The sequence below is a fragment of the Haloprofundus halobius genome, assembly GCF_020097835.1.
GTDB classification, from domain to species: domain Archaea; phylum Halobacteriota; class Halobacteria; order Halobacteriales; family Haloferacaceae; genus Haloprofundus; species Haloprofundus halobius.
Genome location: NZ_CP083666.1, coordinates 1,768,458 through 1,794,831 on the forward strand (window position 1 = coordinate 1,768,458; position 26,374 = coordinate 1,794,831).

The 26,374-nt window shown below is 65.0% G+C and carries 28 protein-coding genes; 7 read left to right on the plus strand and 21 right to left on the minus strand.

Features of this window, described 5'->3' with window-relative positions:
- Position 1 precedes the first annotated feature (1 nt).
- The 4 genes from LAQ74_RS09260 to LAQ74_RS09275 all read right to left on the minus strand — a co-directional run bounded on the left by LAQ74_RS09260 (position 2) and on the right by LAQ74_RS09275 (position 4,580).
- Positions 2 to 955 (minus strand): ABC transporter permease, encoded by a 954-nt coding sequence (locus LAQ74_RS09260; protein WP_224332266.1) that lies wholly within the window; start codon positions 953 to 955, stop codon positions 2 to 4.
- The gene (locus tag LAQ74_RS09265; RefSeq protein WP_224332267.1) at positions 956 to 1,945 is read right to left on the minus strand and encodes an ABC transporter permease; all 990 of its coding nucleotides are present in this window, start codon (positions 1,943 to 1,945) and stop codon (positions 956 to 958) included.
- Positions 1,946 to 2,152: 207 nt separating this feature from the next.
- Positions 2,153 to 4,198, minus strand: a complete 2,046-nt coding sequence (locus LAQ74_RS09270) for an ABC transporter substrate-binding protein (RefSeq protein WP_317987369.1) — start codon at positions 4,196 to 4,198, stop codon at positions 2,153 to 2,155.
- Between the two features lie 109 nt (positions 4,199 to 4,307).
- Positions 4,308 to 4,580, minus strand: coding sequence for a hypothetical protein (locus LAQ74_RS09275; RefSeq protein ID WP_224332268.1), 273 nt, complete (start codon positions 4,578 to 4,580; stop codon positions 4,308 to 4,310).
- Between the two features lie 165 nt (positions 4,581 to 4,745).
- Between LAQ74_RS09275 and LAQ74_RS09280 the strand changes: the two genes are divergently transcribed.
- On the plus strand, positions 4,746 to 5,441 hold the full coding sequence (locus LAQ74_RS09280; RefSeq protein WP_224332269.1) for a type 1 glutamine amidotransferase domain-containing protein: 696 nt from the start codon (positions 4,746 to 4,748) through the stop codon (positions 5,439 to 5,441).
- A 57-nt stretch (positions 5,442 to 5,498) separates the two neighbouring features.
- Here LAQ74_RS09280 and LAQ74_RS09285 read toward each other — a convergent pair whose 3' ends face one another.
- Complete coding sequence (locus LAQ74_RS09285) at positions 5,499 to 5,786, minus strand: transcriptional regulator (protein ID WP_224332270.1); 288 nt, start codon at positions 5,784 to 5,786, stop codon at positions 5,499 to 5,501.
- A gap of 90 nt (positions 5,787 to 5,876) precedes the next feature.
- On the opposite strand from LAQ74_RS09285, the gene LAQ74_RS09290 reads away from it, so the two are divergent.
- Positions 5,877 to 6,845 carry a nucleotidyltransferase family protein gene (locus LAQ74_RS09290; RefSeq protein WP_224332271.1) on the plus strand — a complete coding sequence of 323 codons (969 nt, stop codon included), beginning with the start codon at positions 5,877 to 5,879 and terminating at the stop codon, positions 6,843 to 6,845.
- Positions 6,846 to 6,971: 126 nt separating this feature from the next.
- Here the strand turns inward: LAQ74_RS09290 and LAQ74_RS09295 are convergent, their stop codons facing one another.
- The 8 genes from LAQ74_RS09295 to LAQ74_RS09330 all read right to left on the minus strand — a co-directional run bounded on the left by LAQ74_RS09295 (position 6,972) and on the right by LAQ74_RS09330 (position 13,422).
- Complete coding sequence (locus tag LAQ74_RS09295; protein ID WP_224332272.1) at positions 6,972 to 7,697, minus strand: diphthine--ammonia ligase; 726 nt, start codon at positions 7,695 to 7,697, stop codon at positions 6,972 to 6,974.
- A 77-nt stretch (positions 7,698 to 7,774) separates the two neighbouring features.
- Entirely contained in the window at positions 7,775 to 8,050 is a 276-nt protein-coding gene (locus LAQ74_RS09300; protein WP_224332273.1) for a hypothetical protein, read from the minus strand.
- A 188-nt stretch (positions 8,051 to 8,238) separates the two neighbouring features.
- The gene (locus tag LAQ74_RS09305; protein ID WP_224332274.1) at positions 8,239 to 9,192 is read right to left on the minus strand and encodes a phosphoadenosine phosphosulfate reductase family protein; all 954 of its coding nucleotides are present in this window, start codon (positions 9,190 to 9,192) and stop codon (positions 8,239 to 8,241) included.
- A 271-nt stretch (positions 9,193 to 9,463) separates the two neighbouring features.
- Positions 9,464 to 10,435, minus strand: coding sequence for a phosphoadenosine phosphosulfate reductase family protein (locus tag LAQ74_RS09310; protein WP_224332275.1), 972 nt, complete (start codon positions 10,433 to 10,435; stop codon positions 9,464 to 9,466).
- A 157-nt stretch (positions 10,436 to 10,592) separates the two neighbouring features.
- The gene (locus tag LAQ74_RS09315) at positions 10,593 to 11,159 is read right to left on the minus strand and encodes a DUF7110 family protein (protein ID WP_224332276.1); all 567 of its coding nucleotides are present in this window, start codon (positions 11,157 to 11,159) and stop codon (positions 10,593 to 10,595) included.
- Between the two features lie 131 nt (positions 11,160 to 11,290).
- Positions 11,291 to 11,635 carry a glutaredoxin family protein gene (locus tag LAQ74_RS09320; RefSeq protein ID WP_224332277.1) on the minus strand — a complete coding sequence of 115 codons (345 nt, stop codon included), beginning with the start codon at positions 11,633 to 11,635 and terminating at the stop codon, positions 11,291 to 11,293.
- A 70-nt stretch (positions 11,636 to 11,705) separates the two neighbouring features.
- Positions 11,706 to 12,353 (minus strand): transcriptional regulator GfcR, encoded by a 648-nt coding sequence (gene gfcR, locus LAQ74_RS09325; RefSeq protein WP_224332278.1) that lies wholly within the window; start codon positions 12,351 to 12,353, stop codon positions 11,706 to 11,708.
- A complete protein-coding gene (locus LAQ74_RS09330) occupies positions 12,337 to 13,422 on the minus strand; it encodes a glucose 1-dehydrogenase (RefSeq protein WP_224332279.1) in 1,086 nt (361 codons plus the stop codon). The genes gfcR and LAQ74_RS09330 overlap by 17 nt, the downstream gene beginning before the upstream one ends.
- 235 nt (positions 13,423 to 13,657) lie before the next feature.
- Here LAQ74_RS09330 and LAQ74_RS09335 point away from each other — a divergent pair, with 235 nt between their 5' ends.
- The gene (locus LAQ74_RS09335; protein ID WP_224332280.1) at positions 13,658 to 14,398 is read left to right on the plus strand and encodes an NRDE family protein; all 741 of its coding nucleotides are present in this window, start codon (positions 13,658 to 13,660) and stop codon (positions 14,396 to 14,398) included.
- Positions 14,399 to 14,457: 59 nt separating this feature from the next.
- Positions 14,458 to 14,811, plus strand: coding sequence for a helix-turn-helix transcriptional regulator (locus LAQ74_RS09340; RefSeq protein ID WP_224332281.1), 354 nt, complete (start codon positions 14,458 to 14,460; stop codon positions 14,809 to 14,811).
- Between the two features lie 33 nt (positions 14,812 to 14,844).
- On the opposite strand, the gene LAQ74_RS09345 is transcribed toward LAQ74_RS09340, so the two are convergent.
- The 6 genes from LAQ74_RS09345 to folP all read right to left on the minus strand — a co-directional run bounded on the left by LAQ74_RS09345 (position 14,845) and on the right by folP (position 20,684).
- Positions 14,845 to 15,261: a GNAT family N-acetyltransferase gene (locus tag LAQ74_RS09345; RefSeq protein ID WP_224332282.1), complete on the minus strand. Its 417-nt coding sequence runs from the start codon at positions 15,259 to 15,261 to the stop codon at positions 14,845 to 14,847.
- Positions 15,262 to 15,363: 102 nt separating this feature from the next.
- Positions 15,364 to 16,116: an archaeal proteasome endopeptidase complex subunit alpha gene (psmA, locus tag LAQ74_RS09350; protein WP_224332283.1), complete on the minus strand. Its 753-nt coding sequence runs from the start codon at positions 16,114 to 16,116 to the stop codon at positions 15,364 to 15,366.
- A 5-nt stretch (positions 16,117 to 16,121) separates the two neighbouring features.
- Positions 16,122 to 16,601, minus strand: a complete 480-nt coding sequence (locus tag LAQ74_RS09355; protein ID WP_224332284.1) for an Rpp14/Pop5 family protein — start codon at positions 16,599 to 16,601, stop codon at positions 16,122 to 16,124.
- Between the two features lie 7 nt (positions 16,602 to 16,608).
- On the minus strand, positions 16,609 to 17,268 hold the full coding sequence (locus tag LAQ74_RS09360; protein ID WP_224332285.1) for a class I SAM-dependent methyltransferase: 660 nt from the start codon (positions 17,266 to 17,268) through the stop codon (positions 16,609 to 16,611).
- Positions 17,252 to 17,950, minus strand: coding sequence for an RNase P subunit p30 family protein (locus LAQ74_RS09365; protein ID WP_224332286.1), 699 nt, complete (start codon positions 17,948 to 17,950; stop codon positions 17,252 to 17,254). Before LAQ74_RS09365 ends, LAQ74_RS09360 begins: the two co-directional genes overlap by 17 nt.
- Positions 17,951 to 18,209: 259 nt before the next feature.
- Complete coding sequence (gene folP / locus LAQ74_RS09370; protein WP_224332287.1) at positions 18,210 to 20,684, minus strand: dihydropteroate synthase; 2,475 nt, start codon at positions 20,682 to 20,684, stop codon at positions 18,210 to 18,212.
- Between the two features lie 216 nt (positions 20,685 to 20,900).
- Here folP and LAQ74_RS09375 point away from each other — a divergent pair, with 216 nt between their 5' ends.
- On the plus strand, positions 20,901 to 22,007 hold the full coding sequence (locus LAQ74_RS09375) for a mechanosensitive ion channel family protein (RefSeq protein ID WP_224332288.1): 1,107 nt from the start codon (positions 20,901 to 20,903) through the stop codon (positions 22,005 to 22,007).
- Between the two features lie 95 nt (positions 22,008 to 22,102).
- Positions 22,103 to 22,435, plus strand: a complete 333-nt coding sequence (locus tag LAQ74_RS09380; RefSeq protein ID WP_224332289.1) for a hypothetical protein — start codon at positions 22,103 to 22,105, stop codon at positions 22,433 to 22,435.
- Between the two features lie 338 nt (positions 22,436 to 22,773).
- Here the strand turns inward: LAQ74_RS09380 and LAQ74_RS09385 are convergent, their stop codons facing one another.
- Positions 22,774 to 22,959 carry a hypothetical protein gene (locus LAQ74_RS09385; protein WP_224332290.1) on the minus strand — a complete coding sequence of 62 codons (186 nt, stop codon included), beginning with the start codon at positions 22,957 to 22,959 and terminating at the stop codon, positions 22,774 to 22,776.
- A 158-nt stretch (positions 22,960 to 23,117) separates the two neighbouring features.
- Positions 23,118 to 24,737, minus strand: coding sequence for a bifunctional phosphoribosylaminoimidazolecarboxamide formyltransferase/IMP cyclohydrolase (purH, locus tag LAQ74_RS09390; protein WP_224332291.1), 1,620 nt, complete (start codon positions 24,735 to 24,737; stop codon positions 23,118 to 23,120).
- Between the two features lie 169 nt (positions 24,738 to 24,906).
- Between purH and purB the strand changes: the two genes are divergently transcribed.
- Complete coding sequence (gene purB / locus LAQ74_RS09395) at positions 24,907 to 26,322, plus strand: adenylosuccinate lyase (protein WP_224332292.1); 1,416 nt, start codon at positions 24,907 to 24,909, stop codon at positions 26,320 to 26,322.
- Positions 26,323 to 26,374: the final 52 nt, after the last annotated feature.

Consider the following 26,374-nt stretch of genomic DNA (forward strand, 5'->3'; position numbering starts at 1 on the left):
ATTATCTCTGAGGGTTGGTCACGTCTTCCATCGAGAAGCCGATGAAGTAGAACGCCGTTGCGAGCAGCATGATGGCGAGTCCGGGCGGAATCAGCCACCACCAGGCGGTGAAGATGTAGCCCTCGGACTTGATGCTCTCGAGCATGATGCCCCACGAGAGGCTGGCGAAGTCCGCCAGACCGAGGTACGCCAGCGCCGCCTGCGTCAGGATGGCCGCGGCCGCGTCCTGTGCGAGGTAGACGAACGACAGCGGGAGCACGTGCGGCATGATGTGCCGGAAGACGATGCGCAGGTCGCTCGCGCCGGCGACTCTCGCGGATTCGACGTACGCTCGCGTCCGAAGCGAGAGCGTCTCACCGCGGATGACGATGCAGTTGTTGAGCCACGAGGTGACGGCGATGCCGATGATGATGTTCGTCGTCGTCTGGCCGCGAACCGCCACGAGGACGATGAGCAGCGGCAGAAACGGCAGGCCGTACATGACGTCGACGAAGCGCTGGATGGTCTCGTCGATCCAGGTGTCGCCGTAGAAGCCGCTGATGAGTCCGAGCGGCACGCCGACGAGACTCGACAGCAGACCCGCGGCGAGACCGATGTACATCGCCGTCGACGCCGAATACACCATCAGCGTCGCGATGCCGCGGCCGTAGGAGTCCGTTCCGAGGGGGGCGAAGAACGGGTCGCCGAACGCGGGCGGGTGCGGCAGCGTCCGCACCTGTTCGCCGGTCAGTCGGGCGTTCTCGTAGCCGATGTAGGCGACCCAGTCGGGGTTGTGCGGCGCGAACACGCTCGGGACGAGCGCCCACAGCGAGAATATCGTCAGGATGACGAGACCGATGACGCCCATCCGGTGTTCGGTGAATCGGTCCCAGCCGCGTCGGAGGCGTTCGACGCGCGGCTCCCACTGTTTTTTGTACGATGCGAGTCCGGTCGTTGGTTCTCCTTCGGTTGCCATCTAATTCTCCTCCCCGAACTTGATTCGCGGGTCGAGGTACGTGTACGCGATGTCGGTGATGAGTCGCATGACGACGACCAGCACGGCGAGCATGAAGAACGCCGCCTGCGTCACGGGGTAGTCGTTGTTCAGCACCGCCTCGACGAGGACCTGTCCCATCCCCGGCCACGTGAAGACGGCCTCGGTGATGACCGCCCCGTCGATGAGGAAGGCCAAGCCGACGATCGCGCCGGTCGCGACGGGAATGAGCGCGTTCCGCGCCGCGTGTTTGATCATCACGGTTCGTTCGTCGAGTCCCTTCGCGCGCGCTAAGAACACGTACCCTTCGTCGACGACGTTGTTCATCGACGGGCGCATGATGAGCATCGCGCCGACCCAGCCGATACACGAGAGGCTGACGAGCGGCAGCGTGATGTGGACGAGGACGTCGGCCATCACGGTGAATGCGTTCCACTCGAAGTCGGGGAACTGCGTCATCATGTAGGCGCTCGGGAGAAGCTCCAGTTCGTAGTCGAAGAACCAGATGAACAGCCATCCCAGCCAGAAGGCGGGCATGGAGTACACCATCAGCGAGGTGCTGAAGATTGCCTTGTCCTTCTGCGAGCCGCGCCACCAGCCGAGATACATCCCGACGAGCGGACCGACGAGGTAGGCGATGATGTAGCTCGCCCCGAAGAGGATGAGCGTCCGCGGCATCCGCCGGAGGATGAGGTCCCACACCGGGACGTTCCACGTCGGCGACCGGCCGAAGTTGCCGGTCTGGTAGTTTATCATGAAGTTGAGATACTGTTTCCACAGCGGCTCGTTGAGCCCCCACACCTCCCGGATGCGCTCGACCTGATCTCTGGTCATCTCCGGGGAGATCATGCTGTCGATGAACGTCCCGGGTGCGCTGCGGATGAGCGCGAACAGCAACGTCATGATGAGCAGGAGGGTCAGGTACGAGACCACGAGTCGCTTTGCGAGATACTTTCCACTGATTCTGGTCATTGTTTCGGAGTCACGGTTTGTCTGTCGGAGTCACGGTTTTGTCCGTACGCGTATTGTTTGCGTTTCTGTGGCACGATTGGGGAGCGCGACTATGAATGTGTTGGATTACTACGTTTTCGCAGAAACAAAAGGTCGCAGACGGACCGCAGAGTAGTCGATTCGCAGCGAGAGAAAGGCGAGAGAGAGTCGAGTCGGGCGGCCGAGCGGTCAGTCGCTCTTCTGGTGGACCTGCAGGACGTTCGTCCCGAGGTAGCTGTCGCCCGGACCGGGGATGTTGCTGACGAAGCCGTCCCAGTTGCCGGAGTTGACCGGCCACTGCACCTGTTCGTAGGAGTTGACCATCGTCGGGAAGTCGAGGTAGATCTGCTCGACTGCCTGCTTGGCGAGGTCGTTGCGCGCCTCCGTCTCCATCTCGGTGCGGCACTGCGAGATGAGGTCGTCGGCGGTCGCATCGTCGAAGAGACCGTAGCCCATCGCGTTGTTGAGCATCGTGTCCGTGTTGGTCTCGCCGTCGTCGTTCTCCTCGCTGTGGTCGTCGGCGTTGTCGCTGTGGAAGAGGCCGTACAGCGAACTCGCGCCGAACGGCGAGAGACTGCTCCACGACATCGGGAAGATGTCGAAGTCCTCCTCGGCGTAGACGGCGTTGAGCATCGTGTTGAACGTCATCACTTCACGCTCGATGGGGATACCGATGGAACGCAGGTTCGAGACGTAGCGCTCGACCATCTGCGCGGCCTTCGGCGAGTCCTTCGCCGGGTAGATGAGCATCTGGAGCGGCCCGTCGTTGATATCTTCGATGGTGTCGCCGTTGATGCGAATCTCCTGGTCGACGTCGGCGTCTTCCAGCACGCTCGACTCGACGTCGCCGAAGCTGTAGTCGTGTTTCGCCTCGGTCTGGCCCGCGCTCACGTCGGTGAGGCTGCCGGGGTAGTCGATGCCGACGTAGGTGCCGCCCTCGCCGGTGATGACCTGCCCCTCGGTGAGGAACTGTCGGATTCCCTCGACGTCGACCTCGGAACTGGTCGCGTCGACACCGCGGAAGGTGAACGCCTGCGACGCCGCACCGGTGAGCAGTTCGGCGTCGCCGTCGGCGTCGGGGCGAACCGCGGAGTAACCCGGGGGCATGACGAAGTCGCCCTCTTGGACGTAGCCGCGCTGGAGCTGCTGGGTCCAGTAGATGTCGTCGTAGGCGAACCCGAGCACCTGGCGGAAGGTGAGGTCGTCGAGCGGCGTCCGACGGAGGTTGAACGAGTAGTGGGCGTAGCCCGTGTCGTAGCCCTCGACGATGCTCTTGCCGTCGGTGTCCTGAATCTCCTCGACTTTCGAGGTGTCGATGCTGCTGTACACCGTGTCGACATCGTCGTTGAGGAACGCGTTCGTGAGCGCCGACTCGCTGCCGTAGATCTTGAAGCGGACGGAGTCGATGAACGGGCCGCCGGCGATCAGGTTGTCGTGGTCCTGAATCCACTCGAGGTTCTGCAGCGGTGCCTCGTCACGGAACGTCACTTCGATGGCCGTGTCCGGGCTGTACGTCGTGATCTCGCCCGGACCCGCGCCGATGGGGCCGTCGTTGTCCTGCGGCTGGTAGGCCTGATAGTCGTCGACCTCCTCCCAGATGTGTTTCGGGAGCAGCGGAACCTGCAGCTGCGTGGAGTCGTACGTTCCGATGGGCTGGCTGAGCTTCAGATGGACGTCCCAGTCGTTGTCGGCCTCCTCGACCGACGCGATGGGTTCGACCGTCGAGACGTAGCGGCCCGGCTGCTTCTCCATCAGGTAGTTGTACGTAAAGATGACGTCCTCGACTGTCAGATCCTCGCCGTCGCTGAAGGTGAGGCCGTCGCGGAGGTTGAAGTAGACGTCGGGCTCTGCGTCCTCGCCGCTGGCGTTCTCGACGGTCCACTCCGTGTAGGCACTCGGCATGACCTCGAAGTTGACGGGGTCGATGGTGGTCCCCCAGCAGTAGACGTAGTCGAGGATACTCCACGAGTACGCAGAGGAGGTCGAGAGGGGGTTGATTCCCTTCGGCTGCTGGTCCATCCCGATGGTGAACGTCCCGCCGCGTTCGATCTCGTCGGGGTTGGTCGTGTTCTGTTCGGGAGTGTCCTGGGAGTCGTTGGAGTCGCTCGAGTTGTTCTGGTCGTCGTCTCCGCTTCCGCCGGAGTCGCTGCAACCAGCGAGTGTGAGGGCCACGGCACCTGCGCCGGAGGCTTTAAGGAAACGCCGGCGGCTATCGTTCATCGAATCGTCAGACATGCAGCACCACGTTGACGTATCCCATACTTATATTTGATGGTATTCTCATCGAGATTCAGTTTCTGTTCGAGTCACATTCAACGAGCAATCGAACAGAAACGATTGACAGTTACCGTTCTCTGAGCGTCGACCGGCCCTCGATGAAGAAGAACATGCTCATCACGACCGCCGAACCGGACATCGCGAGGTAGATGTCGCCGGGGACCTGTGTCGGACCCGTTCGCGACAGCGCCATACCCATCAACCCCCAGAACGCCGCCAGCGCAAAACCACCACCGAGCAGGAAGTACGATTCGACCTGACTCCCGCGCCGGTAGGAGACCATGCCTGCGAGGAGTGCGAGGCCGGCGAGGATCGCCAGCACACCGCGAGTGTCGAGCATATCGACTCGATACGACTGCGCGTATATAACATCACCGTGCGCGCGCCCAACGCGCGCCCAACGCGCGAATCCGTCGTTTTCGCTTCCCGATGCGCCTTCTCGCTTCCCGATGCGCCTTCGGTCGCCCAATCGCTTTTGCACGTCAGGAACGTACTCTCTCGAACGATGGTATCCACACTGTTCATCGTCAGCGAGGAGGGGTACTGGGCCGAGGAGTGCATCGAACCGCTCACAACGCTCTCGGAGGCGGGCGTCGACGTCACCGTCGCCACGCCGAGCGGGTCGCCGCCGGTCGTCGACGAGCGCTCGCTCGACCCGGAGACGGTCGGCGAGGAGGAGAGCGAACGGCTCCGGGAGGTCCACGAGAACGACGACCGACTCAACGACCCCGAACCGATAGCGACGGTGTCGGCGTCGGAGTACGACGCGGTCGTCTTCCCCGGCGGTCACGGCACCGTCTGGGACGTCAATCAGGACCGCCACGCGCGGCAACTCCTTCGTGACGCCGTCGCGGGCGACGACGGGAAGGCGCTCGTCGTCTGCCACGCCGTCGGTCTGTTGGGATTCACCCACACCGAGGAGGGCAAGTACGTCGTCAACGAGCGCGACGTGACCGGCTTTCCCAACGAGTGGGAGGCGGACATCGTCGACGACAACGACGTGATGCCCGACGGTCGAAAACTTCCGTACTGGGTCGAAGACGAGGTGACGGAAGCGGGTGCGAACTGGGACGCCGAACTCGACGCCGACACGAGCGTCACCGTCGACGGCGACCTCATCACCGCTCGTGGGCCGGAGTCCTCGCATGCGGCGGCGACGACGCTGCTCGACGAGTTGGGTGTCGAAGCCGAGAGCGCGTAAGCACGTCCGCGCACGCCCGACGAGGCGACTACGCTCCGAATCGCCGAACTCGCTCGGTTACTCGATTTTGAACACCGCTTCCTCGATGTTCTCGCTTCGACAGTCGGGACACCGTGAGGGGTAGTTCACCGGGTCGTCGTAGTTCGAGAACCCGCAGTTTCGACACTCCGGCGGGGCGACCAGAAACTGCTCGTCGGTGCCGTCGAGCGACTGGGCGACGTGTCTGAGGTGGTCGTAGACGACCGACCGAGGCGCGTCGACGCTGGTCGAGAGGCCGCTGGCGGTCGACGGCTCCTCCCTGAGCGCGTCGGCGATTCGCTGCCGGGTCGTCTCCGTCTCGTCCATGGCCCCGAGTACGCGCGAACGGGCAAATGGCTTTGCGTCGTCGTCAATTTGAGCAAAACAGTCTTGGCGCCTGCCATTGATGACGTGTATATGAAGGCAGTCGTTCTCGCCGGAGGGTACGCTACGAGGCTTTGGCCGATCACCAAGCAGCGCCCGAAGATGTTTCTCCCGGTGGGAGACTCGACGGTCATCGACACTATTTTCACCGACCTCGAGGCGGACGACCGCATCTCGGAGGTGTTCGTCAGTACGAACGAGTACTTCGCCGACGAGTTCGAGCGCTATCTCGCCGACTCGACGTTCGAGAAACCGACGCTGTCGGTCGAGGAGACGCGCGCCGAAGACGAGAAGTTCGGCGTCGTCGGCGCGCTCGCGGAGTTGGTCGAACGCGAGGGCGTCGAGGAAGACCTCGTCGTCATCGCCGGCGACAACCTCATCAGCTTCGACGTCGCGGAGTTCGTCGACTTCTTCGAGGAGAAGGACTCTCCGATTCTGGCCGCCTACGACGTCGGGTCGCGCGAACGAGCGAAGTCGTACGGTCTCGTCCGACTCGACGGCGACCAGGTCGTCGAGTTCCAGGAGAAACCAGCGGACCCAAAGAGCACACTCGTCTCCATCGCCTGCTACGCGTTCCCCGCGGAGACGCTGCCGAAACTCGACGAGTATCTCGCCTCCGACAACAACCCCGACGAACCCGGGTGGTTCCTCCAGTGGTTGCAGTCGCGTGATTCCGTCTACGCGTTCAGTTTCGAGGACGCGTGGTACGACATCGGAACGCCCGAGAGCTACCTCGAAGCCGTCGCGTGGAAACTCGACGGCGACAACTTCGTCCACGACGACGCGACGGTCGAAAACAGCGACCTCGGCGAGAACGTTCAGGTGTTGGCCGGCGCGGAGGTTCGGGATTCGACGCTCGACAACTCCGTCGTCTTCTCGGACGCGACTGTCGCCGACTCGACGCTCCGCGATACGATCACCGACCGAGAGACCCACATCGAGGGACTGCAGTTGATCGACACGCTCGTCGGTGAACACTCGAAACTCGTCGGCGACGAATAACCGCACCATTTGCGCTACGGACCACCTTCGGCGACCCTCGGCAGAAGCTGCACCAAAAGCACTCGTCACTCACTTCGCTATCACTCCGTTCGTTCCTCGGCCCGCTCGCGCCGCTGGCGCTCGCGGTCAGGGAGATTTCCGCTCGCCGAGTCGAGCGTCGCTGACGCGAATCCGCCCTCGCGTCCCCTCCCACTCGGTCTCGTACTCCAACTCGATAGGCCGGGACATGTGCGGGCCGTCTGTCACCAGCGTCTCGAACTCGCCGCCCTCGCCGAGGATGTGGACGCCGTACTCGTCGTTGAGTGCTTCCAACTCCGCGATGGCGTCGGCGTCGAGCGTCCGCCCCAGCCACGACTCGTCGAGGCCGTGGGCGGCGACCTGAACGATGCGAATCTCGAACCCGGCGCCGAGCATCGCGTCGGCGAGTTCGCGGGGGTTCTCCCGCCACAAGGGGGCAAAGAGGTCGATGCCGAGGCGGTCACACATCTGTCGAATCCGGTTGGTCTGAAACTCGCTTTCGACCGCTCCCGCGGTGACACCCGCCAAGTCGAGTTCCTCGCTCAGTTCTCGCAGCGCCGCCTCCATCGGTTCGAGTTCGGCGTCGCCCTGCTCGCCGGAGTCGGTTGCTAACTCAGCCTCGAAGGAATCTGGTTCGACTTCGACGAGTTCGATACCGACGCTCTCGGCGGCGAGTCGCGCCAGTCGCGTCTCGGGGACGTGGTACATGTACGAGTCGCCCTCGGGGTGGACGGTGAGCAGTCGACTCACGTTTAGTCCCGATTCGAGTGCTTGGTAGAGCGCCCACGAGGAGTCTTTGCCGCCCGAAAAGAGGCTCACCCAGTCGTCGGTCATTGGAGGGCGTAGCGAGGACGACGGTTTACGCGCACCGATTCTCCGCGCGGTCGTCGTCCGTCGCTGGCGTCTCCCCGTCAGAACTCGTCGAGTTCGGTTGCGAGCGACTCCCACCAGAGGTGGCCCCGCTCTCGGACCTCCATATGTTCGAGGACGCCCGCGTCGACGAGCGATTCGAGTCGCGCGTACATCGCCCAGAGCGGCACGCCGAACCGCTCGGCGACGTAGCCCGTGTTGACAACTGGTTTCGGTGCGCAGCGAATCACCTCGACGATGTCGTTCGTCGGAATCTCGGCCTCGGAGACGCAGTCGGGAATCCCCTCGCCGTCCTCGGATGCATCAGGAGCGTTCATACCGTCGGTAGGCGCTCGAAGGACTAAGCGCTCTGGCGAGACAGCCGAGAACGTATCGCTCGGCGGAGTTTCGGTGTCACCGACCGCAAGGGACGACTCCAGACGGCCGCTCCGTCATTCGAACCGATCGGGCTTGCCCCAGAAGGGCGATTCAGTATCGCGGCCTATGGTGTATCAACCCTCCTAATTCACATGTACCCCAAGTCGCGCAACCGACCCATGATGTTCTCTTTGTCCTGCGCGCGGCCCTCTCGTTCGGTCGTGACCTCCAAATCCTGCATCCACGCCGGGCGCTCGTCGGATTTCGCCGACCCCGACTCGGTGCCGAGCGACCGAAAGCCCTCGAAGTACTTCGGCGAGACGGGGAGGTCCTCGGCGGTCAGTCCGTCGGGCAAATCGTCGCGCGACTCGGGGACGTGTCCGGCCGGGTAGCCCTCGACGGTGTCGGGGACGACGAAGTTCCAGAACGCGTCCCAGACGTCGCCTTCGTCGAACTGGAGGATCGTGTGGATGCGGTCGTGCGGCGGGTACTTCTCGGAGTCGTGGCGCGGGCTGAAGAACGTCTCGTCGGCACGGGATTCCTGTTCGTCCCAGCGGACGCCCGAGAAGATGCCGTCGAACCCGTACTCGGTGAGCGTCTCGTTCAGTGCGACGGTCTTCAGCAGGTGGTTGCCGACGAACGTGTCGGCGTCGAGGACGAGCGTCTCGTCGTCGTACTCCAACCGGGTGAGTTCCTTCCGCGTCGCCTCGCTGAGTTCGCTCACGGCGAACTCGTCGCCGGGTTCCGCGCCGAGGCGAGCGAACTCCTCGTTGCGCGCGACGACGAGTTCGAGGTCCCACTCGTCGACCCAGCGGTCGACGAACTCGGTCGCCTCGGGGAAGTGCTCGAAGTGGTCGATGAAGACGACCGGCGGCACCTCGTGGCCGTTCTCGCGGGCGACCTCCATCACGACGTAGAGGACGAGCGTCGAGTCCTTCCCGCCGGTCCACATCACCGCGGGGTTCTCGTACTGGTCGAGCGCCTGCGCGGTGAGTTCGGCCGCCTTCTCGATTTTGTCGCCGAGGCTGGGGTAATCGGCGGCGGTCTGTGAACGTCCGGCGTCGTAGTCGACGTCGATGTACGCGGGAAACTGCTCGGTCATCGACCGCTACATCCACCGCTGAGAGCATCTATCTTTCCGCGGCTACTGGCTGACACAGAACACGGTCGGGATGACGACGCCGTTCGACGTCGCTGCCGCTCGTCGACGACGGCGAAAACGGGAGAAAATGACGCGACGTTCGTCGGTGTCGCCTCGACACCGAGACGAGTTCAGCAGTAGTGACCTGCCGACTTCACCAGAAAACCGAGGTGGAGGCCCCGTCCTCAAGGTGCGAGGTAGGTTTCGGCCGAGCGAAGTAGGGTGGGGTAGTTTACATGTAACCGAGGTCGCGCAGGCGCTCCATCAGGTCCTCTTTGTCCTGGGCGCGGCCCGCGCGTTCGGTCGTGTTGTCGAGGTCCTGCAACCAGGCGGGCGTCGACTCCGTCTTGTCGGTGGAGATTTCGCTGCCCAGCGAGCGGAAGCCCTCGAAGTACTTCGGCGACACCGGAATGTCCTCGTGAGTGAGGCCGTTCGGCAGGTCGTCGTAGTCCTGCGGGACGTACCCTTCGTCGGGGTACTCCTCGACGGTCTCGGGGACGACGAAGTGCCAGAACGTCTCCCAGACGTCGGCCTCGTCGAACTGGAGAATCGGTTGAATGCGGTCGTGCGGCGGGTAGATCTCTGGGTCGTGACGCGGCGAGAAGAACGTCTCGTCGGCGCGGGCCTCCTGTTCGTCCCAGCGGATGCCGGAGATGATGCCGTCGATGTCCTCGGATTCGAGGGTGTCGTTCAGCGCGACGGTCTTCAGCAGGTGGTTGCCGACGTACGTGTCGAGCAGGAACGGGAACTCGTCCTCCTCGTATTCGAGGATGTTCCGAACGTGGTGTTGGTTGTGTTCGGAGAGTTCCGAAATCGGGATGTCGTCGCCGGGAGTCAACCCGTGTTCGTCGACGTAGTCGCCGATGTCGGTGTTGCGGGCGAACTTCACTTCGAGGTTCCACTCGTCGGCCCAGCGGTCGACGAAGTCGAACAGGTCGTCGAAATGCTGGTAGTGGTCGATGAACACCGCGGGCGGTTTTTCGAGGTCGTAGCGCTCCGCGACCTCGTTGACGAAGTACAGCGTCAGCGTCGAGTCCTTCCCGCCGGTCCACATTACTGCGGGGTTCTCGTACTCTTCGAGGCCGGTCTTCGTCACCTCGATGGCTTTCTCGATTTTGTGCTGGATGCTCGGGTAATCTTCGGGCGTCTCGCCCTCTCCGTCGCTGTAATCTACGTCGACGTACTCCGGGAAGCCTTCGGGCATCTCGTAATTAGATATAATTAGCGGAGTAAAGTGTCTTATGGCTCGTCGCAGCGCGTGAGTGCCCTCGCGTGACAGTAACACGCTCGAACCCCTGAACGTAACGAGGGGCCGCGTAATCGCTCGCTCGCTCGAATCGTCGGAGAAACCGCCGCGCGCTTCAGTTGATGAACTTGTTGTCGCGCCAGTTGATACCGTTGCCGTTCGAACTGTTCTGCTGGGGGTTCTCGACGACTTCGACGCTCGCCGGTCGGATGTCACCCTCGACGATACGGGTCGCGAGGAGGTCGCCGTCCTCCTCGGTGATGGCGGTCAAGGTGCCTTTCTCGGCGAGTTTCGCTATCTCGCACAACACCTGAAACATCGGGAACTGCAGCGCCGTGTTCTGCAGTACCGTCTCGCGGTCGCCTTTGAAACAGGCGAACTCGACGAGTTCGGAGGGGATCTCCTCCTCCTCGTCCTGTGCCCACTGCGGACCGCCCGCTCGCGGCGGTTCCTCCTCGTACACGCGCGTCTCCGTGACGCTCGCCTTGAGCTGTGCAGTCGGTGTGTACTTGCTCAGGCTCTCGTCGTCCGAGATGGCTTTGATGATGAGGGTGTTGTTTCGTCGGGTGATGTCGATGTCTGCGATCTCCGGCGGGAGATCGGGATTACCGTCGAAGTAATCCTCGACATCTTCGAGTGGCAGTTCGAGCGTCGAGTGGAGTCTATATACGCGGCCTGACATTTTCTTGTGCTTCTGATGGGGGATGGGTTGGTAGTGCGCGCTACTGCGCAAATGCCGGTACGTGTGTCCACTAGGGGTGGTGGACATATAGGGGCTCCCCTTCTATACAACAAAGAATTAATTCGAATAAATCACGACGAGTCGAGCGTCGCTTCGAGTTCGCCGCGTTCGTCGAGTTCCGCGAGGATGTCGCTCCCGCCGACGAACTCGCCGTCGACGTACGTCTGCGGAATCGTCTCCCAGCCGCTGTGTTCCGACAGCGCGGCGCGATACTGGTCGAGTGCGGGCAGCACGTCCACCGTCTCGAACTCCTCGCGGTGCTGGCTGATGAGTTCGACCGCCCGCATCGAGTAGCCGCACTGTGGCATCAGGCGGTTGCCTTTCATGAACAGCACGACGTCGTTCGCCTCGATGGTCTCGTCGACGCGCTGTTTGACCTCGTCATCGCTGAGGTCGCTTCCGGGTTGGAACGTCATACGAGTGGGTAGGATACCGCGATTGATAGGGGTTGCGCCCGGACGCCGCTCGTCTGCGGCGACGGCGCGCTCACTCCTCGCCGACGCTGACGACGTTGATGAGCGAGTGGACGGGGACGCCGTCTATCTCCTCGATGCCCTGCTTGTCGACGATGACGACGGCCGCTTCGACCTTGCCGCCGTGGTCGCGGACGGCCTCGATGGTCTGGCGCATCGTCGTGCCGCTCGTGATGATGTCGTCGACGACGTAGCAACTGCGGTCGCGAATCTGCGCGAAGTTCCGCGAGAAACTGCCGCCGAGATCTTCGATGTCGCCCTCTTCCCACTGGTGTTTCGCCGGCGCGAACGTTCCGAGGTCGGTGTCGAGTTCCCGGGCGACCACCGTCGCCAGCGGCGCGCCCGCCTTCTCGATGCCGATGGTGAGGTCCACGTCGTCGCCCTCCTTGCCGAGCAGGTCGGCCATCGCCCACGCGAGGTAGCTGAGACGGGCGCTGTCTCGGCCGACGGCACTCCAGTCGACGTGGATGTCGTCGGGGCCCGTCCCGCCCGAGGGTGCGGTGCTCGTCGTCTCGGGTTCGGAACTCGTCGCGCCGCTGCGCTCGACGAGCCAGCTCGCCGTCTCCCGGGAGACGTTCAGTTCGTCGGCGATCTCGCCCTTCGAGAGGCCGCGTTCTGCCAACTCCGCCGCGCTGGAGATGAGGTCATCGACGTTCTTCATACGTACTGAATTGCACGGCGGTTTTTATAGTGGTGTCGTCGTCGTCGAACGCCCGCTCGAACTCGTCCAGACCGTAGATACCGGTGACCAGCGAGTCCAAGAGCCACTCCGGCATCGTCGCCAGCGACTCCGTCGCCGCCTCGAAGTGTTTGACGTGGGAGTTGACGCTTCCGACGAGCGCCTTGTTGTGCAGGACGAGTTCGCTGTGGAACGCGCCGCCGTCGACCTCGAACTCCCAGTCGCTCGGGACGCCCAGAAGCGCCGCGACGCCGTTGGGTGCGAGCGCGTGCACCGACTGGAAGACGTGTTTCGGGAACCCCGTGGCTTCGTAGACGAAGTCCATCGGTTCGTGCGCGTCGGGAATCTCGTCGACGGGCGTCTCTCGGGAGTCGACGTACGTCGCGCCGAGTTCCTCGATGACGTCGATGGTCGGGTCGGGGCGGTCCCGGCGGCCCAGACAGTAGAGGCGGTCGACGTCGTAGCCGTATTCGAGGCCGAGCATCGCCAGCGTGAGCAGGCCGAGACTCCCGTTGCCGAGGACGAGCGCCGACTCGGGGGTCCACTCGAACGCCGACCGGGAGGCGTAGGCGTGTTCGATGGCCTTCTCGGAGATGGAGAGGGGTTCGACGAGGAAGCCGATCGACGCGAGTTCCTCGGGGATGGGTACGAGATACTCCTCGCGGCTGGTGAAGTACTCGGCCATGAAGCCGTGCGCGCCGTCGATGCCGCGCTCGTAGTACTCCCCGGCGGGAGCCATGTCGGGTTCGCCGCGCTCGAAGTACTCGTTAGGGCCGTTCGGCGGGCGACGAACCGTCGGGACGACGACGTCGCCGCGTTCGAGGGCCGTCCCGTTCGGGTCCTCGACGACGCCGACGGCCTCGTGACCGAGCACGAGAAACTCCTCGCCCTCGGGGAAGCCGCCGTGCCCGCCGCTCAGCACCTCGTGGTCGGTGCCGTCGACGCCGACCCGAAGTGTTCGGACGAGCGCCTGCCCCGCCGACGGCTCCGGTTTCGGCACGTCGACGACGCTCGATCTGTCGTCTCCCTCGTACACCGCTATCGCTTTCATACTCCGGGGTAAGACCCTGATCACCAAAACATTTATTCTCTACCGAGTAAACACTACAGTCGTCGGTGAGCGCCGGACGCGACGCTTCAGCCCCGTCGCGTATCTCGCACCAGCGAGCGTCATTCAGCCAGCCAGCCACGTGGGCGCTCACCGAACCCCGTGCCGCTTTCGCGACTCCCTTCGTCGGCGAGCGTCCGCAACGGAGTTTATCCGACCCGGCCTCCTACGACACGACGTGTGCACACTCACCCTCGCCTGGCAGGTGTTTCCGGACTCGCCGGTCGTCGTCGCGGCGAACCGCGACGAAGCGCTCGACCGACCCTCCGAACCCCCGGCGCGCATCGAGGACGACCCGGCGGTCGTCGCCCCCCGCGACGCCGAGGCTGGCGGGACGTGGATCGGCTACAACGAACACGGGCTGTTCGCCGGCATCACGAACCGCTGGACCGACGCCGAGCCCGCGGCCGACCGGTCGCGGGGACTGCTCGTCCGCGAGGCGCTCCGAGACGAGTCGGCCGAGGACGCCGCTCGCTTCGTCGAACGCGAACTCGACGAGCGAAGCTACGACGGGTTCAACCTCGTCGTCGCCGACGCAACTGCCGCCGTTCTGTTCGAGTGGGACGGCCGCCTCCGCGTCACGCAGTTCGACCCCGGCGTCCACGTCGTCGTCAACGTCGGTGCCGACGACTCCTTCACCGTCCCCTCGTTCCGCCCCGAGGTCGGCGAACAGCAGGCCGAGAACGCCCGTCGCCTCCGCGAGGCGCTGCAACCCGAACCCGGCGAGTCTTCGGAGGCGTGGCACGATCGGGCGGCCTCGGCGCTCGGGAACCACGACTATGGGGTTTGTATCCATGGAGATGGATTCGGCACCCGCTCCTCGTCGCTCATCGCCATCGGCGAGGGGGGCGCGAGCTATCGGTTCGCCGACGGGCCGCCCTGCGAAACCGACCACGTTCGGGTCGAAAGCCAACTTTAAGCGGGTTGCGTGACGTGTATGAGTATGAACCTGAGCACGCCGCAGACGGAGGTGTTCGCGTGAGCGCCACGGACCTCGAAGCGGACCTCACGACGGACGAGCGCCAGGGACTCGAACTCATCCGTGAGACTCGGGGCATCCACCAGAGCGATTTCTGGAAGGAACTCGACATCGGGTCGCGGAAGGGGAGTCGAATCGCCGAGCGACTCGCCGAGACGGGGCTCATCAAGCGCTCCGAAACCGTCTACGAGGGCCACAACACGTACTTCCTCGAACCGGCGGCGCGCGACCTCGACTTCTCGCTGCTCATGGCCGGCGACATGCTCTCGCCGTACATCGGCGAGGAAGAGATAGACCCCAAGAGCGATGCGTTCTCGCAGTGGCTGATGAACCTCGCGTACGACGAGTACTGAGCGCCCGCTCGTCTCGGTTCGTATTCTTCCCCGCTACTCGTCTCTGAGAGACATCGCCTTCGACGCCGGCCTCGTCTCCTCGAAGCCGAAGCGCTCGTAGAAGCCGTCCACGTCGGCGACGAGGGTGACGTACGCGTTCGGCGGTGCCTCCTCGTCGAGAAACACGACGAGTTGCTCCATGACTCTCGTTCCGAGACCCTCGCCTTGATGGTCGGGACGGACGGCCATGTCCACGATCTGGTAGACCGTCCCTCCATCACCGACGACGCGGCCCATCCCGACGGGCGTCTCAGTTCCGTCTCCGTCCACCGCGAACGCGGTCGCTGCGAACAGCGTGTTCGGCAGGCCCCGTTCGGCACCTTCGCGCGAGCGTGGACGCATCCCAGCAGCCTCACGCAGCGACAGATACGTCTCGACCGACGGCACTGTCGCTCGGACCTCGTACTGCATACCGGAGAAGGGTCGCAACCGTCGACTTCAGTTTCGGTTCGTCGCTCAAAGTGAGCGCGAGACGTCGCTTACTCGGCTTCGTCGCTTACTCGGCTTCGTCGCTTACTCGGCTTCCTCGTCGTCGCTCGCCAGCAGGTCGTGCTCGGAGAGGTACGACTCGATTTCCTCGGCGGAGCGCTCGGTGTACTGCTCGCTTTCGACGTCGATGGTCGCGAGGCCGACGCCCTCGGGTTCGAGCCCCTCGTCGTTCGACTCGGCGAGCGCCGAGAGCGCGAGGCCGATACCGCCGTCGAGGCCGGCGTCCTCGGTGTAGTGCTCTTCGAGGTAGTCGCGGATGTCAGCGCGGTCCGCGCCGACCGAGAGCGCCTTCCACTCGTACGGCGTCCCCGAGGGGTCCGTCTCGAAGAGGCGGGGTTCGCCATTCTCGATGCCGCCGACGATGAGCGCGACGCCGAACGGGCGCGCGCCGCCGACCTGCGTGTACTGCTGGATGTGGTCAGTGACCTCCTTCGTCAGCGACTCGATGCCGATGGCCTCGCCGTAGCGGAGGCGGTTGACCTGCGCGCGCTGGCGCGCGAAGTCGATGAGCTGACGCGCGTCGGCGACGTGGCCCGCGGAGGCGATGCCAACGTGTTTGTCGGCTTTGTGGAGTTTCTCGACGCTCGACGGCTCCATCAGCGGTGAGCGACTCCGCTTGTCCGCCGCCAGCACGACGCCGTCGGCCGTTCTGACGCCGACGCTCGCCGTGCCTCGCTTGACCGCCTCGCGCGCGTACTCGACCTGGTACAGACGGCCGTCGGGCGAGAAGATGGTGATGCCGCGGTCGTACGCCTGCTGTTGCGCTTGTCCCTGCATAAGTATCACTCGAAATCGAGTTTCGTCGCGCCGAGAACGCCCGAGGGGAGGCGGACGCACAGTACGTCGTCCCGGACGACCGCCGACCGCTCGGAACCCTCGAACACGACCTGTCTCTTCTCGGAACGTCCGGCCGCGCCGCGTAAATAGCTTTCTTCACAGGCGCGCACGGTACCGGAGACGCCACGGACGCGTATCCCGGTTTCGTCGTCGCCGACGCTGCTCAGACAGGCGAGTGCGGCGCGGGCGTCGTCGACGTGACCGCGTCGGACGCGGACGACGGCCTCGCCGACGCCGTCGCCGAGTTCGAAGCCGTACACCGTGAGGTCGGCGTCGGCGCTCCCGGCGTCGCCCAACAGGTTCTGGGCGGCGTACCAGAGTTCGCGCTGGAAGTCGCCGCGTTCGAACGCGGCGTCGGGCCACGTCTCGATGCCGAGCGCGAGGTAGCGCCAGCGCGGTCGGAGATGTTTCGGGAGATGTTTCATCGGCGGGTTACTCGTCGATTTCCTCGGACTCGCCGACGCCGTCGGAGCCGTCGCCGCCACCGCCGAACCGCTCGGCGACGAGCACGCCCACCTGGTCGTGGACGCGTTCGACGGCCGTCAGCGCGAAGCCGGCACTAGTGAGGCAGTCGACGAGATGGCCGACCGTCGACGGGTCGTCGACCTCGGGGCTGTAGAACGGGTCTTCCGGATTGGGTTCGCCGAAGAACATCACGTCGCCGAGGACGAACTTCCGGGGTTCGAGGCCGGCGATGACCTCGACGGCCTCGTGTTTCTCCTCGTCGGAGAGATGGTGCATCGCGAAGTTCGAGACGACCACATCTACGTGGCCGTCGTAGCCGGGTTCGCGGAACGACCCGTGGCCGAACTCGACGTTTTCTACCCCCTGTTCCGCTGCTTTCGTTCGCGCCTGCTCCATCATCCCCTCGCTGATGTCGCGGCCGACGACCCGTTTCGCCTTGGGGGCGAGCGCCAGCGCGATCGCGCCGGTTCCAGTACCTAAGTCGAGCACGACGTCGTCGGGACTTGGGTCGGCGTGGTCGACGACGAGCGACGCGCAGGCTCTGTACTCGTCGGAGTCCTGGCTCTCGTCGTAGTCGGCGGCGATCTTCGAGAAGCGCGCGGCGTGTTCCTCAACCGTCTTCTTCATACCTGCCCCGTTTGACCCCCGGGGCTATGAACGACTCGGACGTTCGCTCGCGGTTTCGCGCCGCGAGGCGACCCCACTCGCGGAGGCCCGACTCTATCTGTTCGGCCGAAAACCCGACCTGCTCGCCGACGGCGACGAGTTCCCGCGGCGCGCGGAGTTGGAGGTGCGAGGTGGGGTTCGCGCTGACGACGAACGGCACGTCGTAGTACTCGACGAGTTCGCGGAGTGTGCGCATCGACTTGAGTGCCTGTACGCGCCGACCGCCGTCGGCGCGGAGCACCCGCCGAAAGTCGAACTCGACGCGGACGCCGTTTCGCTTCGCGGACTTGGCGAGCACGTGGTTGAAGTCGCCGCCGGCCATCGGCCGCGACAGCACGTCGATTCGCTCCGCTTCGGTGGCGAAGCGGTTGAGTTTGTCGTCGCCGCCGCGGAGGACGAGGAGCGTGGTTTTCGGTCGGAAGTTGCCGATTGCGCCGCTGGCCTGCTCGGGGGTCGTAGCGACGACTTCGACGGCGTCGACGACATCGACGTTGTAGCGGTCGCTCGCGCGTTCGCAGGCGTCGAGGTCGGGTGCGCCCTGGAAGCGGACGGCGACGCCCTCGAAGCCGTAGTCGGCCGCCGTGCGGGCGAAACGCGAGGGGGTGCTGTCGCCGTCGGGGTGCGCGTGGACCGCTTCGTACATCTTGGTCTGTCTGGTTTTCTTCTCGTGTGGGGGCTTGTCGGTTTCGGGATTTTCCGTGGGTTCGGATGATCCACCTCGTGCGGTCGGTGATTCGCTGAATCGGTCGACTCCGACTGCCGAGCGCACCGAGAGAACACACCGCCACCGCCCACCTCGAGCCTCCCCAGCCTCGTCGGGCGCATGAACGCGCCCGACTCCCTCGCGCGGTGGTCGCGCCACCGAGGGCGCTCCCGCCGCGCGCCACTATAAAATCCGCTTTCTACTCGAACCGACTCGGATTCTTCGTCGCCTCCGCCACCCGAACCGCCGCGACGTTCTCGGGCACGTCGTGGACGCGGACGATGTCCGCACCGCGTTCGACGGCCAGCGCGGTCCCGGCGATAGTCGCTTCGAGGTTGTCGCCCGCCTCCTGCCCGACGAGTTCGAACATCGACTTGTGCGAGTGCCCGACGAGAATCGGACAGCCGAGCGCCTCGAACTCCGGGAGTCGAGAGAGGAGCTCGAAGTTCTCGGGCTTCGATTTCCCGAAGCCGAGGCCGGGGTCGACGATGACGCGCTCTCGCGGGATGCCCGCCTTCTCGGCCAAGAGAATGCGCTCGTTCAGTTCCTCGACGACGTCCTCGACCACGTCGTCGTAGTCGATCTCCTTGCCCGGAACCACCGGTGCGTCGATGCTGTGCATGACGATGACCGGCACCTCGCGCTCGGCGGCGAGAAATCGCATCTCGGGGTCTTCGAGGCCGGTCACGTCGTTGAGGATGTCGGCTCCGGCGTCGAGCGCTGCTCGGCCGACCGCGGCTCTCCGGGTGTCGACGGAGATAGCGACATCGAGGTCCGAGACGGCCTCGATGACCGGCACGACGCGCCGAATCTCGTCTTCGATCGACACCGGGTCCGCGCCGGGGCGGGTGCTCTCGCCCCCGACGTCGATAATCTCCGCGCCGGCGTCGACCATCGCCTGCGCCTGTTCGATGGCAGCGTCGGCGTCGAAGAACTCGCCGCCGTCGTGAAAGGAGTCGGGCGTCACGTTCAGGATGCCCATCACCGACGCGCCCTCGTCCCACGGATACTGCTCGGTCGGTTCGCCGTCGTCGAGGCCGAGACGCCCGCGGAGGTCGGCGACGACGTCCGAGAGGCCGTACGGGTGACCCTCGAGCGAGTCGAGCAGTCGATCGAACTGCGCGAGCGTCCCCGAGAGAACGACGTCGTGCAGTTCGCCGTCGCTGTCGAGACCGGCGGCGACGCACTCGCCGCCGAAACGAGCCATCTCGGTTTCGAACACGCGCGCCTGCCGCCTCTCGACCTGCGTCTTCACGACGCGGTGAACCATCTCGTCTTCGGCGGCGTCGACGGCTTCGGTCGTCCCCCCTGCACGCTCCAGTACTTCGCGGGCGTCCGTCGGCGAATCGACCGCTTTCGGAATCCCCAGTCGGGTCCACCGCCGCCGCGCCTCGGCGACACAGAACAGAGAGCCGGTGAGAAGTACGCAGTCGTCGGGACCGGCCCGGTCGAGGGCGCTCGACAACGCGGCGGATACCGACCCGATACTGTCGACCGAGTCGACGCCCGCCCGCTCGAACACGCGGGCGAGGATTTCGGGGTCTTCGGCCCGACTGAGGTTCGGCCTGCACGTCGTCACCGAGTCGGGCGTCGGCAGCGCCGCGGCCATCTCGCGGTGGTCCTTGTCGTGCATCGCGCCGAAGACCAGATGCAGGTCGTCGTAGTCGAACTCCGAGAGTACGGCCGCGAGAACCTCGAACGCCCCCGGGTTGTGCGCACCGTCGAGGACGACCATCGGCTCTCGCTGCATGACCTCGAATCTGCCCGGCCAGTGGGCGTTACGGAGGCCGCGGGCGACCGTCTCGGTGTCGAGTTCGACGCCGGTCTCGGCGGCGGCCTGTCGTGCGAGTGCGACGGCGACGCCCGCGTTCTTCGCCTGATACGCGCCGAGCATCGGCAAGCGGGCTTCGACCGCGAACGCGCCCGAATCAACCGAGACGCTGACCACGGACTCGGTGTGGTTGACGCGACCCTCGTAGTTGACGCGGAGGTCGGGGTTTTCGGGGGCGTCGGGGTCGCTCGGGTCCGCGACGGTGACGACGTCGCCGGCCTGCGCGCGGACGGCGTCGAGCGCGTCGCTCGTCGCGGCGGTGACGAGCGGTCGGTCGGCGGGGGCGACGTACGCTTTCGTCGTCGCAATCTCTTCTATGGTGTCGCCGAGCACGTCGGTGTGTTCGAGCGTGACGTTCGTGACGGCGCTGGCGACGGGGTCGACGACGCTCGTCGCGTCGAGTTCGCCGCCCATCCCCACCTCCAGGACGGCGACGTCGACGTCGCTGCGGCCGAAGTACCAGAGACCGAGCGCGGTGACCGTCTCGAAGAAGGTGAGCGGTTCGCCGGCGGCCGCACGGTCGACGAGGTACGGTTTGGCCTCGGCGACGAACTCGCAGAGCGCGGATTCGGTCATCTTGCGGCCGTCGACGCGGACGCGTTCGCGGAGGCTGTCGAAGTGCGGCGAGGTGTAGAGGCCGACGCTGCATCCCGCTTCCCGAAGCGTCGACTCCACCATCCGCGCGGTGCTGCCCTTTCCGTTCGACCCCGCGACCTGGACGAATCGGACGTTCTCGTGGGGGTCGCCGAGGTGGTCGAGCAGCGCCCGAACCGACTCGGTCCCCGGCTTCACCTGAAAGCGGCGGAGGTCGAAGAGAAAGTTCGCCGCCTCGTAATACTCCATGCATCGTCCGAGTTTGCGACTCCGCTTAGGCCTATCGGACCGTCTACTGCGGTTTTCTCGTGATCGGCGGCGACCGGTACACACGCGTTCGGCGGCGACGACGGAGCCACAAAACGGCGACTCAGAGACGACTTCGTCGCCGAAACCGAGCCGCCCCTTGTCAATACTGGCAGCCGAGATTTCAGTCCGAGACCACTATCTCCGGTCCCGACTTTCATGAGTTACGTGCTGTTTTCCGCGCTCGATAGTGGCGTGGCAGCGACGTTCGCCGACTGGTCTCCGCCGGCGCAAACCGTCGCTATCGGCGTCGCGTTCTTCGCCGTCTTCTTCCTCGTGAACCGAACGAAACCGACAGTCGAGGCGCGCTACGACGCAGATATCGCGGAGATGGTGACGGTGACGTTTCTGGTCGCCGACCTCGCGGCGGCGGTGCTGGCGCTGGCGACCGTCTGGAACCTCGTCGTCGTCTTCGACGTGCTCGCGCAGGCGGTTCTCGTCGACCGCTGGACGGCAGTCAGACAGGTCGTGAGCGTGGCGGTGCTCGCGGGGGCGTATCTCGTCGTCCGGTTGGTCAACCGCTCTATCGACCGCCTGGCGGCCGCCGGCGCGCTGACGAAACACCAGAGCGAGGTCGCCTACCACGTCACCGACGTCGGCATCTTCGCGCTCGCTATCGCGGTGCTTCTCTACCTCTGGGGCATCGAACTCGGCAACCTGTTCATCGGTGCAGGCGTCGCCAGCGCCGTCGTCGGCCTCGCCGCCCGCGAGACGCTCGCGGCGATCATCGCGGGGTTCGTCCTCTTGCTCTCGCGGCCGTTCCGTGCGGGCGACTGGGTCGAAGTCGACGGTCAGTCCGGAGTCGTCGAGGACGTGACGATCATCAACACCAAACTGCGGACGTACAGCGACGAACACCTGCTCATCCCGAACGACCACATCACGAGCAATCGGCTGATGAACTACTCGCGTAGTGATAGACTCCGCATCGAACTAGAGGTCGGCGTCGACTACGAGACGGACCTCTCTCACGCGCGGGAGGTCGCGGAGTCGGCGATGGCGGAGGTCGACCTCGTCCGCGACGTCCCCTCGCCGCGGGCGATTCCACAGGAGTTCGGCGAGTCGTCGATACAGCTCGAACTCCGCTTCTGGATCGGTGACCCGACGATGCGGCGACTCTGGAAGGCGAAGGGCTCGGTCATCGAGTCGGTCAAGACCGCCTACGAGCGAGAGGACATCTCGATTCCGTTCCCGCAGCGGGTTCACTCGCGACGCGACGACGCGCGGATGACTCCCTCGGAAATCGCCGCCAGAAGCGACGATTGACCCGCGCGGCGGCGAGCGGACCGCCGGGGCGCTAAAAGCAGCCTGAACTAACAAGCCCATCTGGGTTGCCGCTGCGTCGACAACGTCGATATGAGATGCTCGGTACCGTAACTGTCGGTAGAAAGGCGGCGAAGTACGGTTACAAAAAGTACGGCGTCCCGGGCGCTGTCGTCGCCGGCGGTGCAGCCGTCGGCGGCGTCTACGTCGCCAGAAAGACGTTCAAGTCGAAGTTCGGCGGCGATGCCAAAAGCCTCGACGAGACGACGGTCGTCGAGACACAAACGGATGTCGACGCCGCCGACCCCTCGGAGACCGAGGCGGACGAACGTGAGGACGTCGACAGACACGAGGACGTCGACGAAACCGAGGTCGACGACTCTCGCGACACCGACGCGGACGCGGATTCGGATACGGACGACGAGGCGTAGAGAGGACGAACCCGCTGGATTCGGCCGAATCGGTCGCTCTCCGAGGACGACTTCGCGACCGACGACCTCGCGGACCTCGACGATTACTTTCTGCTGTCGCCCTCCGGCATCCCGCCGGAGTCGTTCGAAGACCTCTCCCTCCCGGTCGTCCATCTCGACCAGCGACTCAGTCTGACGCTGCTCCGACAGGCGCTCAACGAGGTGGAGACGCTGGACATCGACGCCGAGACGAAGAAACGGACGAGAGAGCTGCTGCACTCGCTCGGGGAGTGTTTCCCGAACCACAGCCTCCGCAACGACGAAAGCTAGCTTCGACGGCCGAAACCGCACGAGAGCGACTACTCAGGTCGCGGCCGTTCCGCTTCTCGCCGCGCGGTCCGGTCGGTGTCGAGCACGAGTCCGAGCGTCAGGAAGACACTCCCGAGTGCCAGCCACACAGGGGTCGACCCCGTGTCGCCGCCGACACCCATGTAGGCCCCGATTGTCAGGAACGCCACGCCGACAACGAAGAACGCAACGTGCATGGTAGCATGTCTCACGGGGACGTGATAAAGCTACGCACGAGAATCACACGCTGATTGATACGTCGGGGAGAGGTGCCATCGACGCCGCGGGAGACGGGCCGAGGCGCGTTCCTCGCCTTCGTTCGTCTTTCGAGCGTTAGACGCTCCTTCGCTGACGCTCAGTCGTGTCTGAAACACCGCCGCCCGGTGAACACCATCACCATGTCGTGCTCGTCGGCGGCCGCGACGACGTCGTCGTCGTTGACGGAGCCACCGGGCTGAATCACGGCGTCGATACCCGCTTCGGCGGCTTCCTCGACACCGTCGGGGAATGGGAAGAACGCGTCCGACGCCATCACCGCGCCCTCGGCGGATTTGCCTTCGGCGTGCTCCTCGGCTTTCATCGCCGCCAGTCGGACGGCGTCGACGCGGCTCACCTGCCCCATGCCGACGCCGACCGTCTCCGTCCCGTCGGCGAAGAGGATGCCGTTCGATTTGACGTGCTTCAGCACCTTCCACGCGAACAGCATCGTCTCCAGTTGCTCGTCGGTGGGTTCGCGCTCGGTGACGACTTCGAGGTCGTCGACCGTCGGACTCCACAGGTCGCGCTCCTGGACGAGTCGTCCCCCGACGATGGGTTTCTCGGTGAAGCGCTCAGAGATCTCGCCGAGCTCGGACCGGGCGGACTCGCCCGTCCGCCCGTCCCCGCGACCCACGTCCAACACTCGAAGGTTCTTCTTCCCGGTCAGCACCGAGAGTGCGTCGTCGGTGTACCCCGGCGCGACGACGACCTCTTTGAACGAATCGACGACGAGTTCGGCCGTCTCGGCGTCGCACTCGCGGTTGAGCGCGACAATCCCTCCAAAAGCGCTCATGGGGTCCGTCGAGAGCGCGCGCTCGTACGCCTCCGAGAGCGTGTCGGCGGTCGCACAGCCAGCGGGGTTGGTGTGTTTGATGACCGCGGCAGCGGGGTCGTCGAACTCCTTGATGAGGCTGAGCGCGCCGTCGGCGTCGTTGTAGTTGTTGTACGACAGCGCCTTCGCGCCCTCGTTCAACTGCGGCGCGCTGACGACGTTGGCCTCCTCGCAGGCGTCGTCGACGTAGACGGCGGCGTCCTGATGCGGGTTCTCGCCGTAGCGAAGCGTGTCGCCGCGGCGCTCGGAGACGACGCGGCGAGACGGGAGGTCGCCGCCCTCGTCGCCCTCGACGGAGACGCGGCCAGTCTCGGCATCGACGGTCACGCGGTCCTCGGCGAACAGGCGGACGGCCCGGGGATAGGCCGCGAACTCGGCGTCGTAGAGCACGCGCTCTTTCAGCGACGCCGCGTCGTCGTCCTCGAAGACGGGGACCGCCTCCTGCGTGACGATGGGGCCGGCGTCGACCTCCTCGGTGACGACGTGGACCGTGCATCCGGTCGTGCGGACGCCCGAATCGAGAACCTGCTCGTGGGCGTCGTTGCCGGGGAACGCAGGGAGCAAGGAGGGATGGACGTTCAGCGTCGTCGGCGCGGCGTCGAGGAACTCGGTCGTGAGTACGCGCATGTAGCCGTCGAGGCAGACGAGGTCGAACTCGTAGTCGTCGAGGGCATCGAGGATGCGACGTTCGTGGGACTCGCGGGATTCGCCCTCGTCGCGTTCGACGCTCTCGGTCGGGATGCCGCGCTCGGCGGCCGCGTCGAGCACCGGGGCGTCGTCGTGGTTCGACAGCACGACGGCCAACTCGGCCCCGCCGGGCGCTGTATCGGCGATGTGTCGAAGGTTCCGTCCGCGATTGCTCGCCAAACCCGCAATCCGTAGCATACGAGAGAAGCCCACCGCCGTGGGAAAAACAGTTGCGGTCTGCCGAGCGCGGGTATCCAAATACGTGTATAGATTTTCGCGTATTCGAGCTCTCGAACCGGCACAGTATGCACAGAAATGGGTTGCACTCATCGACACGCTTTTGCCGCGCCCGCGGACACTCCCGGGTATGACAGACCTCTCTCGGAACGACCCGCTGTCGACCGTCTCGCCGGTCGACGGGCGGTACGCGCGCCGAACCGCGCCGCTGGTCCCGTACGCCAGCGAGTCGGCGTTGATGCGCGCTCGCGTCCGCGTCGAAGCCGAATACCTCGTCGCGCTCGCCGACCTCGACGCGACGCCGCTGACGCTCAGCGAAGCGGAACGCGTCGCCCTCCGCGACTGCTACGAGTCGTTCGACGGCGACGACGCACGCCTCGTCAAGCGCCTCGAAACCGAGGGCACCGAGGAGTACTCGGCGACGAACCACGACGTAAAGGCCGTCGAGTACTTCCTGCGCGTTCGACTCGGCGAATCCTCTGACGTCGACGGCGCGGAACGGCTCCACCCGTGGATTCACTTCGGCCTGACGAGCGAGGACGTGAACAACCTCGCCCACCGCCTGCTCGTCGAACCCGCCGTCGAGGACGTGTTGCTCCCGGCGCTCGCGGACGTGCGCGACGAACTCGCGTCGCTGGCGCGCGAGCACCGTGCGACGCCGATGCTCGCGCGGACGCACGGCCAACCCGCGACGCCGACGACGTTCGGCAAGGAGATGGCCGTCGTCGCCGCGCGCCTCGGTCGGCAGATGGGCCGCATCCGAGAGGCGAGCGACGCGCTCTCGGGCAAGTTGGCGGGCGCGTCGGGCACCTACGCCGCCCACGTCGCCGCCTATCCGGACGTCGACTGGCGCGCGTTCTCGAAGTCGTTCGTCGAGTCGCTCGGCCTCCGCCACACGGCGCTGACGACGCAGGTCAACCCCTGCGACGACCTTTCTACCCTTTTCGACGCGCTCCGCGGCGCGAACAACGTGCTTCTGGACCTGGACCGCGACGTCTGGCTCTACGTCTCGGACCGCTACCTCGGCCAGCGAACTGTCGAGGGAGAGACGGGATCGTCGACGATGCCGCATAAGGTCAACCCCATCGACTTCGAGAACAGCGAAGGAAATCTCTCGAAGGCCAACTCCGACCTGACGTTCCTCGCCGACTACATCACCACTTCGCGTCTCCAGCGCGACCTCTCGGACTCGACCGTGAAGCGCAACATCGGCGCGGCGTTCGCACACTGTCTCATCGGCTACGGGAAGACCGAGACCGGATTAGGCAAGGTCGTCCCGAACGAGCACGTGATGCGTGAGGAACTGGAGGCGACCCCCGAGATCATCGGCGAGGCGGTCCAGACCATCCTCCGGCGCGAGGGCGACACCGAGGCGTACGAACGCGTGAAGGAACTCACCCGCGGCCGCGACGTGACCATCGAAGACTTCCGCGACCTGTTCGACGACCTCGACGTCTCTCCCGAGGTTCGCGAGGAACTGCGCTCGCTCTCGCCGATGGGTTACACGGGCGTCGCAGACGAGTTAGTCGACGAACTGGACCGATAAGACGAGCGCTGAGCGCGGTCGTCGGGTGGTCCATCTCTCGCACCACCGAGAA

Bases quoted from the DNA above. Each gene is read 5' to 3' on its own strand.
- LAQ74_RS09320 (WP_224332277.1), bottom strand. From the start codon at position 11,635: ATGACGTTCCAACCCGGAAGCGACCTCAGCGATGACGAGGTCAAACAG.
- LAQ74_RS09265 (WP_224332267.1), bottom strand. From the start codon at position 1,945: ATGACCAGAATCAGTGGAAAGTATCTCGCAAAGCGACTCGTGGTCTCG.
- LAQ74_RS09275 (WP_224332268.1), bottom strand. From the start codon at position 4,580: ATGCTCGACACTCGCGGTGTGCTGGCGATCCTCGCCGGCCTCGCACTC.
- LAQ74_RS09270 (WP_317987369.1), bottom strand. From the start codon at position 4,198: ATGTCTGACGATTCGATGAACGATAGCCGCCGGCGTTTCCTTAAAGCC.
- LAQ74_RS09365 (WP_224332286.1), bottom strand. From the start codon at position 17,950: ATGTACGAAGCGGTCCACGCGCACCCCGACGGCGACAGCACCCCCTCG.
- LAQ74_RS09360 (WP_224332285.1), bottom strand. From the start codon at position 17,268: ATGAAGAAGACGGTTGAGGAACACGCCGCGCGCTTCTCGAAGATCGCC.
- LAQ74_RS09280 (WP_224332269.1), top strand. From the start codon at position 4,746: ATGGTATCCACACTGTTCATCGTCAGCGAGGAGGGGTACTGGGCCGAG.
- LAQ74_RS09315 (WP_224332276.1), bottom strand. From the start codon at position 11,159: ATGTCAGGCCGCGTATATAGACTCCACTCGACGCTCGAACTGCCACTC.
- purH (WP_224332291.1), bottom strand. From the start codon at position 24,737: ATGCTACGGATTGCGGGTTTGGCGAGCAATCGCGGACGGAACCTTCGA.
- LAQ74_RS09260 (WP_224332266.1), bottom strand. From the start codon at position 955: ATGGCAACCGAAGGAGAACCAACGACCGGACTCGCATCGTACAAAAAA.
- LAQ74_RS09345 (WP_224332282.1), bottom strand. From the start codon at position 15,261: ATGCAGTACGAGGTCCGAGCGACAGTGCCGTCGGTCGAGACGTATCTG.
- LAQ74_RS09300 (WP_224332273.1), bottom strand. From the start codon at position 8,050: ATGAACGCTCCTGATGCATCCGAGGACGGCGAGGGGATTCCCGACTGC.
- LAQ74_RS09330 (WP_224332279.1), bottom strand. From the start codon at position 13,422: ATGAAAGCGATAGCGGTGTACGAGGGAGACGACAGATCGAGCGTCGTC.
- LAQ74_RS09305 (WP_224332274.1), bottom strand. From the start codon at position 9,192: ATGACCGAGCAGTTTCCCGCGTACATCGACGTCGACTACGACGCCGGA.
- purB (WP_224332292.1), top strand. From the start codon at position 24,907: ATGACAGACCTCTCTCGGAACGACCCGCTGTCGACCGTCTCGCCGGTC.
- LAQ74_RS09355 (WP_224332284.1), bottom strand. From the start codon at position 16,601: ATGAAACATCTCCCGAAACATCTCCGACCGCGCTGGCGCTACCTCGCG.
- LAQ74_RS09295 (WP_224332272.1), bottom strand. From the start codon at position 7,697: ATGACCGACGACTGGGTGAGCCTCTTTTCGGGCGGCAAAGACTCCTCG.
- LAQ74_RS09310 (WP_224332275.1), bottom strand. From the start codon at position 10,435: ATGCCCGAAGGCTTCCCGGAGTACGTCGACGTAGATTACAGCGACGGA.
- gfcR (WP_224332278.1), bottom strand. From the start codon at position 12,353: ATGAAGAACGTCGATGACCTCATCTCCAGCGCGGCGGAGTTGGCAGAA.
- folP (WP_224332287.1), bottom strand. From the start codon at position 20,684: ATGGAGTATTACGAGGCGGCGAACTTTCTCTTCGACCTCCGCCGCTTT.
- LAQ74_RS09285 (WP_224332270.1), bottom strand. From the start codon at position 5,786: ATGGACGAGACGGAGACGACCCGGCAGCGAATCGCCGACGCGCTCAGG.
- LAQ74_RS09375 (WP_224332288.1), top strand. From the start codon at position 20,901: ATGAGTTACGTGCTGTTTTCCGCGCTCGATAGTGGCGTGGCAGCGACG.
- LAQ74_RS09385 (WP_224332290.1), bottom strand. From the start codon at position 22,959: ATGCACGTTGCGTTCTTCGTTGTCGGCGTGGCGTTCCTGACAATCGGG.
- psmA (WP_224332283.1), bottom strand. From the start codon at position 16,116: ATGCAGGGACAAGCGCAACAGCAGGCGTACGACCGCGGCATCACCATC.
- LAQ74_RS09290 (WP_224332271.1), top strand. From the start codon at position 5,877: ATGAAGGCAGTCGTTCTCGCCGGAGGGTACGCTACGAGGCTTTGGCCG.
- LAQ74_RS09380 (WP_224332289.1), top strand. From the start codon at position 22,103: ATGCTCGGTACCGTAACTGTCGGTAGAAAGGCGGCGAAGTACGGTTAC.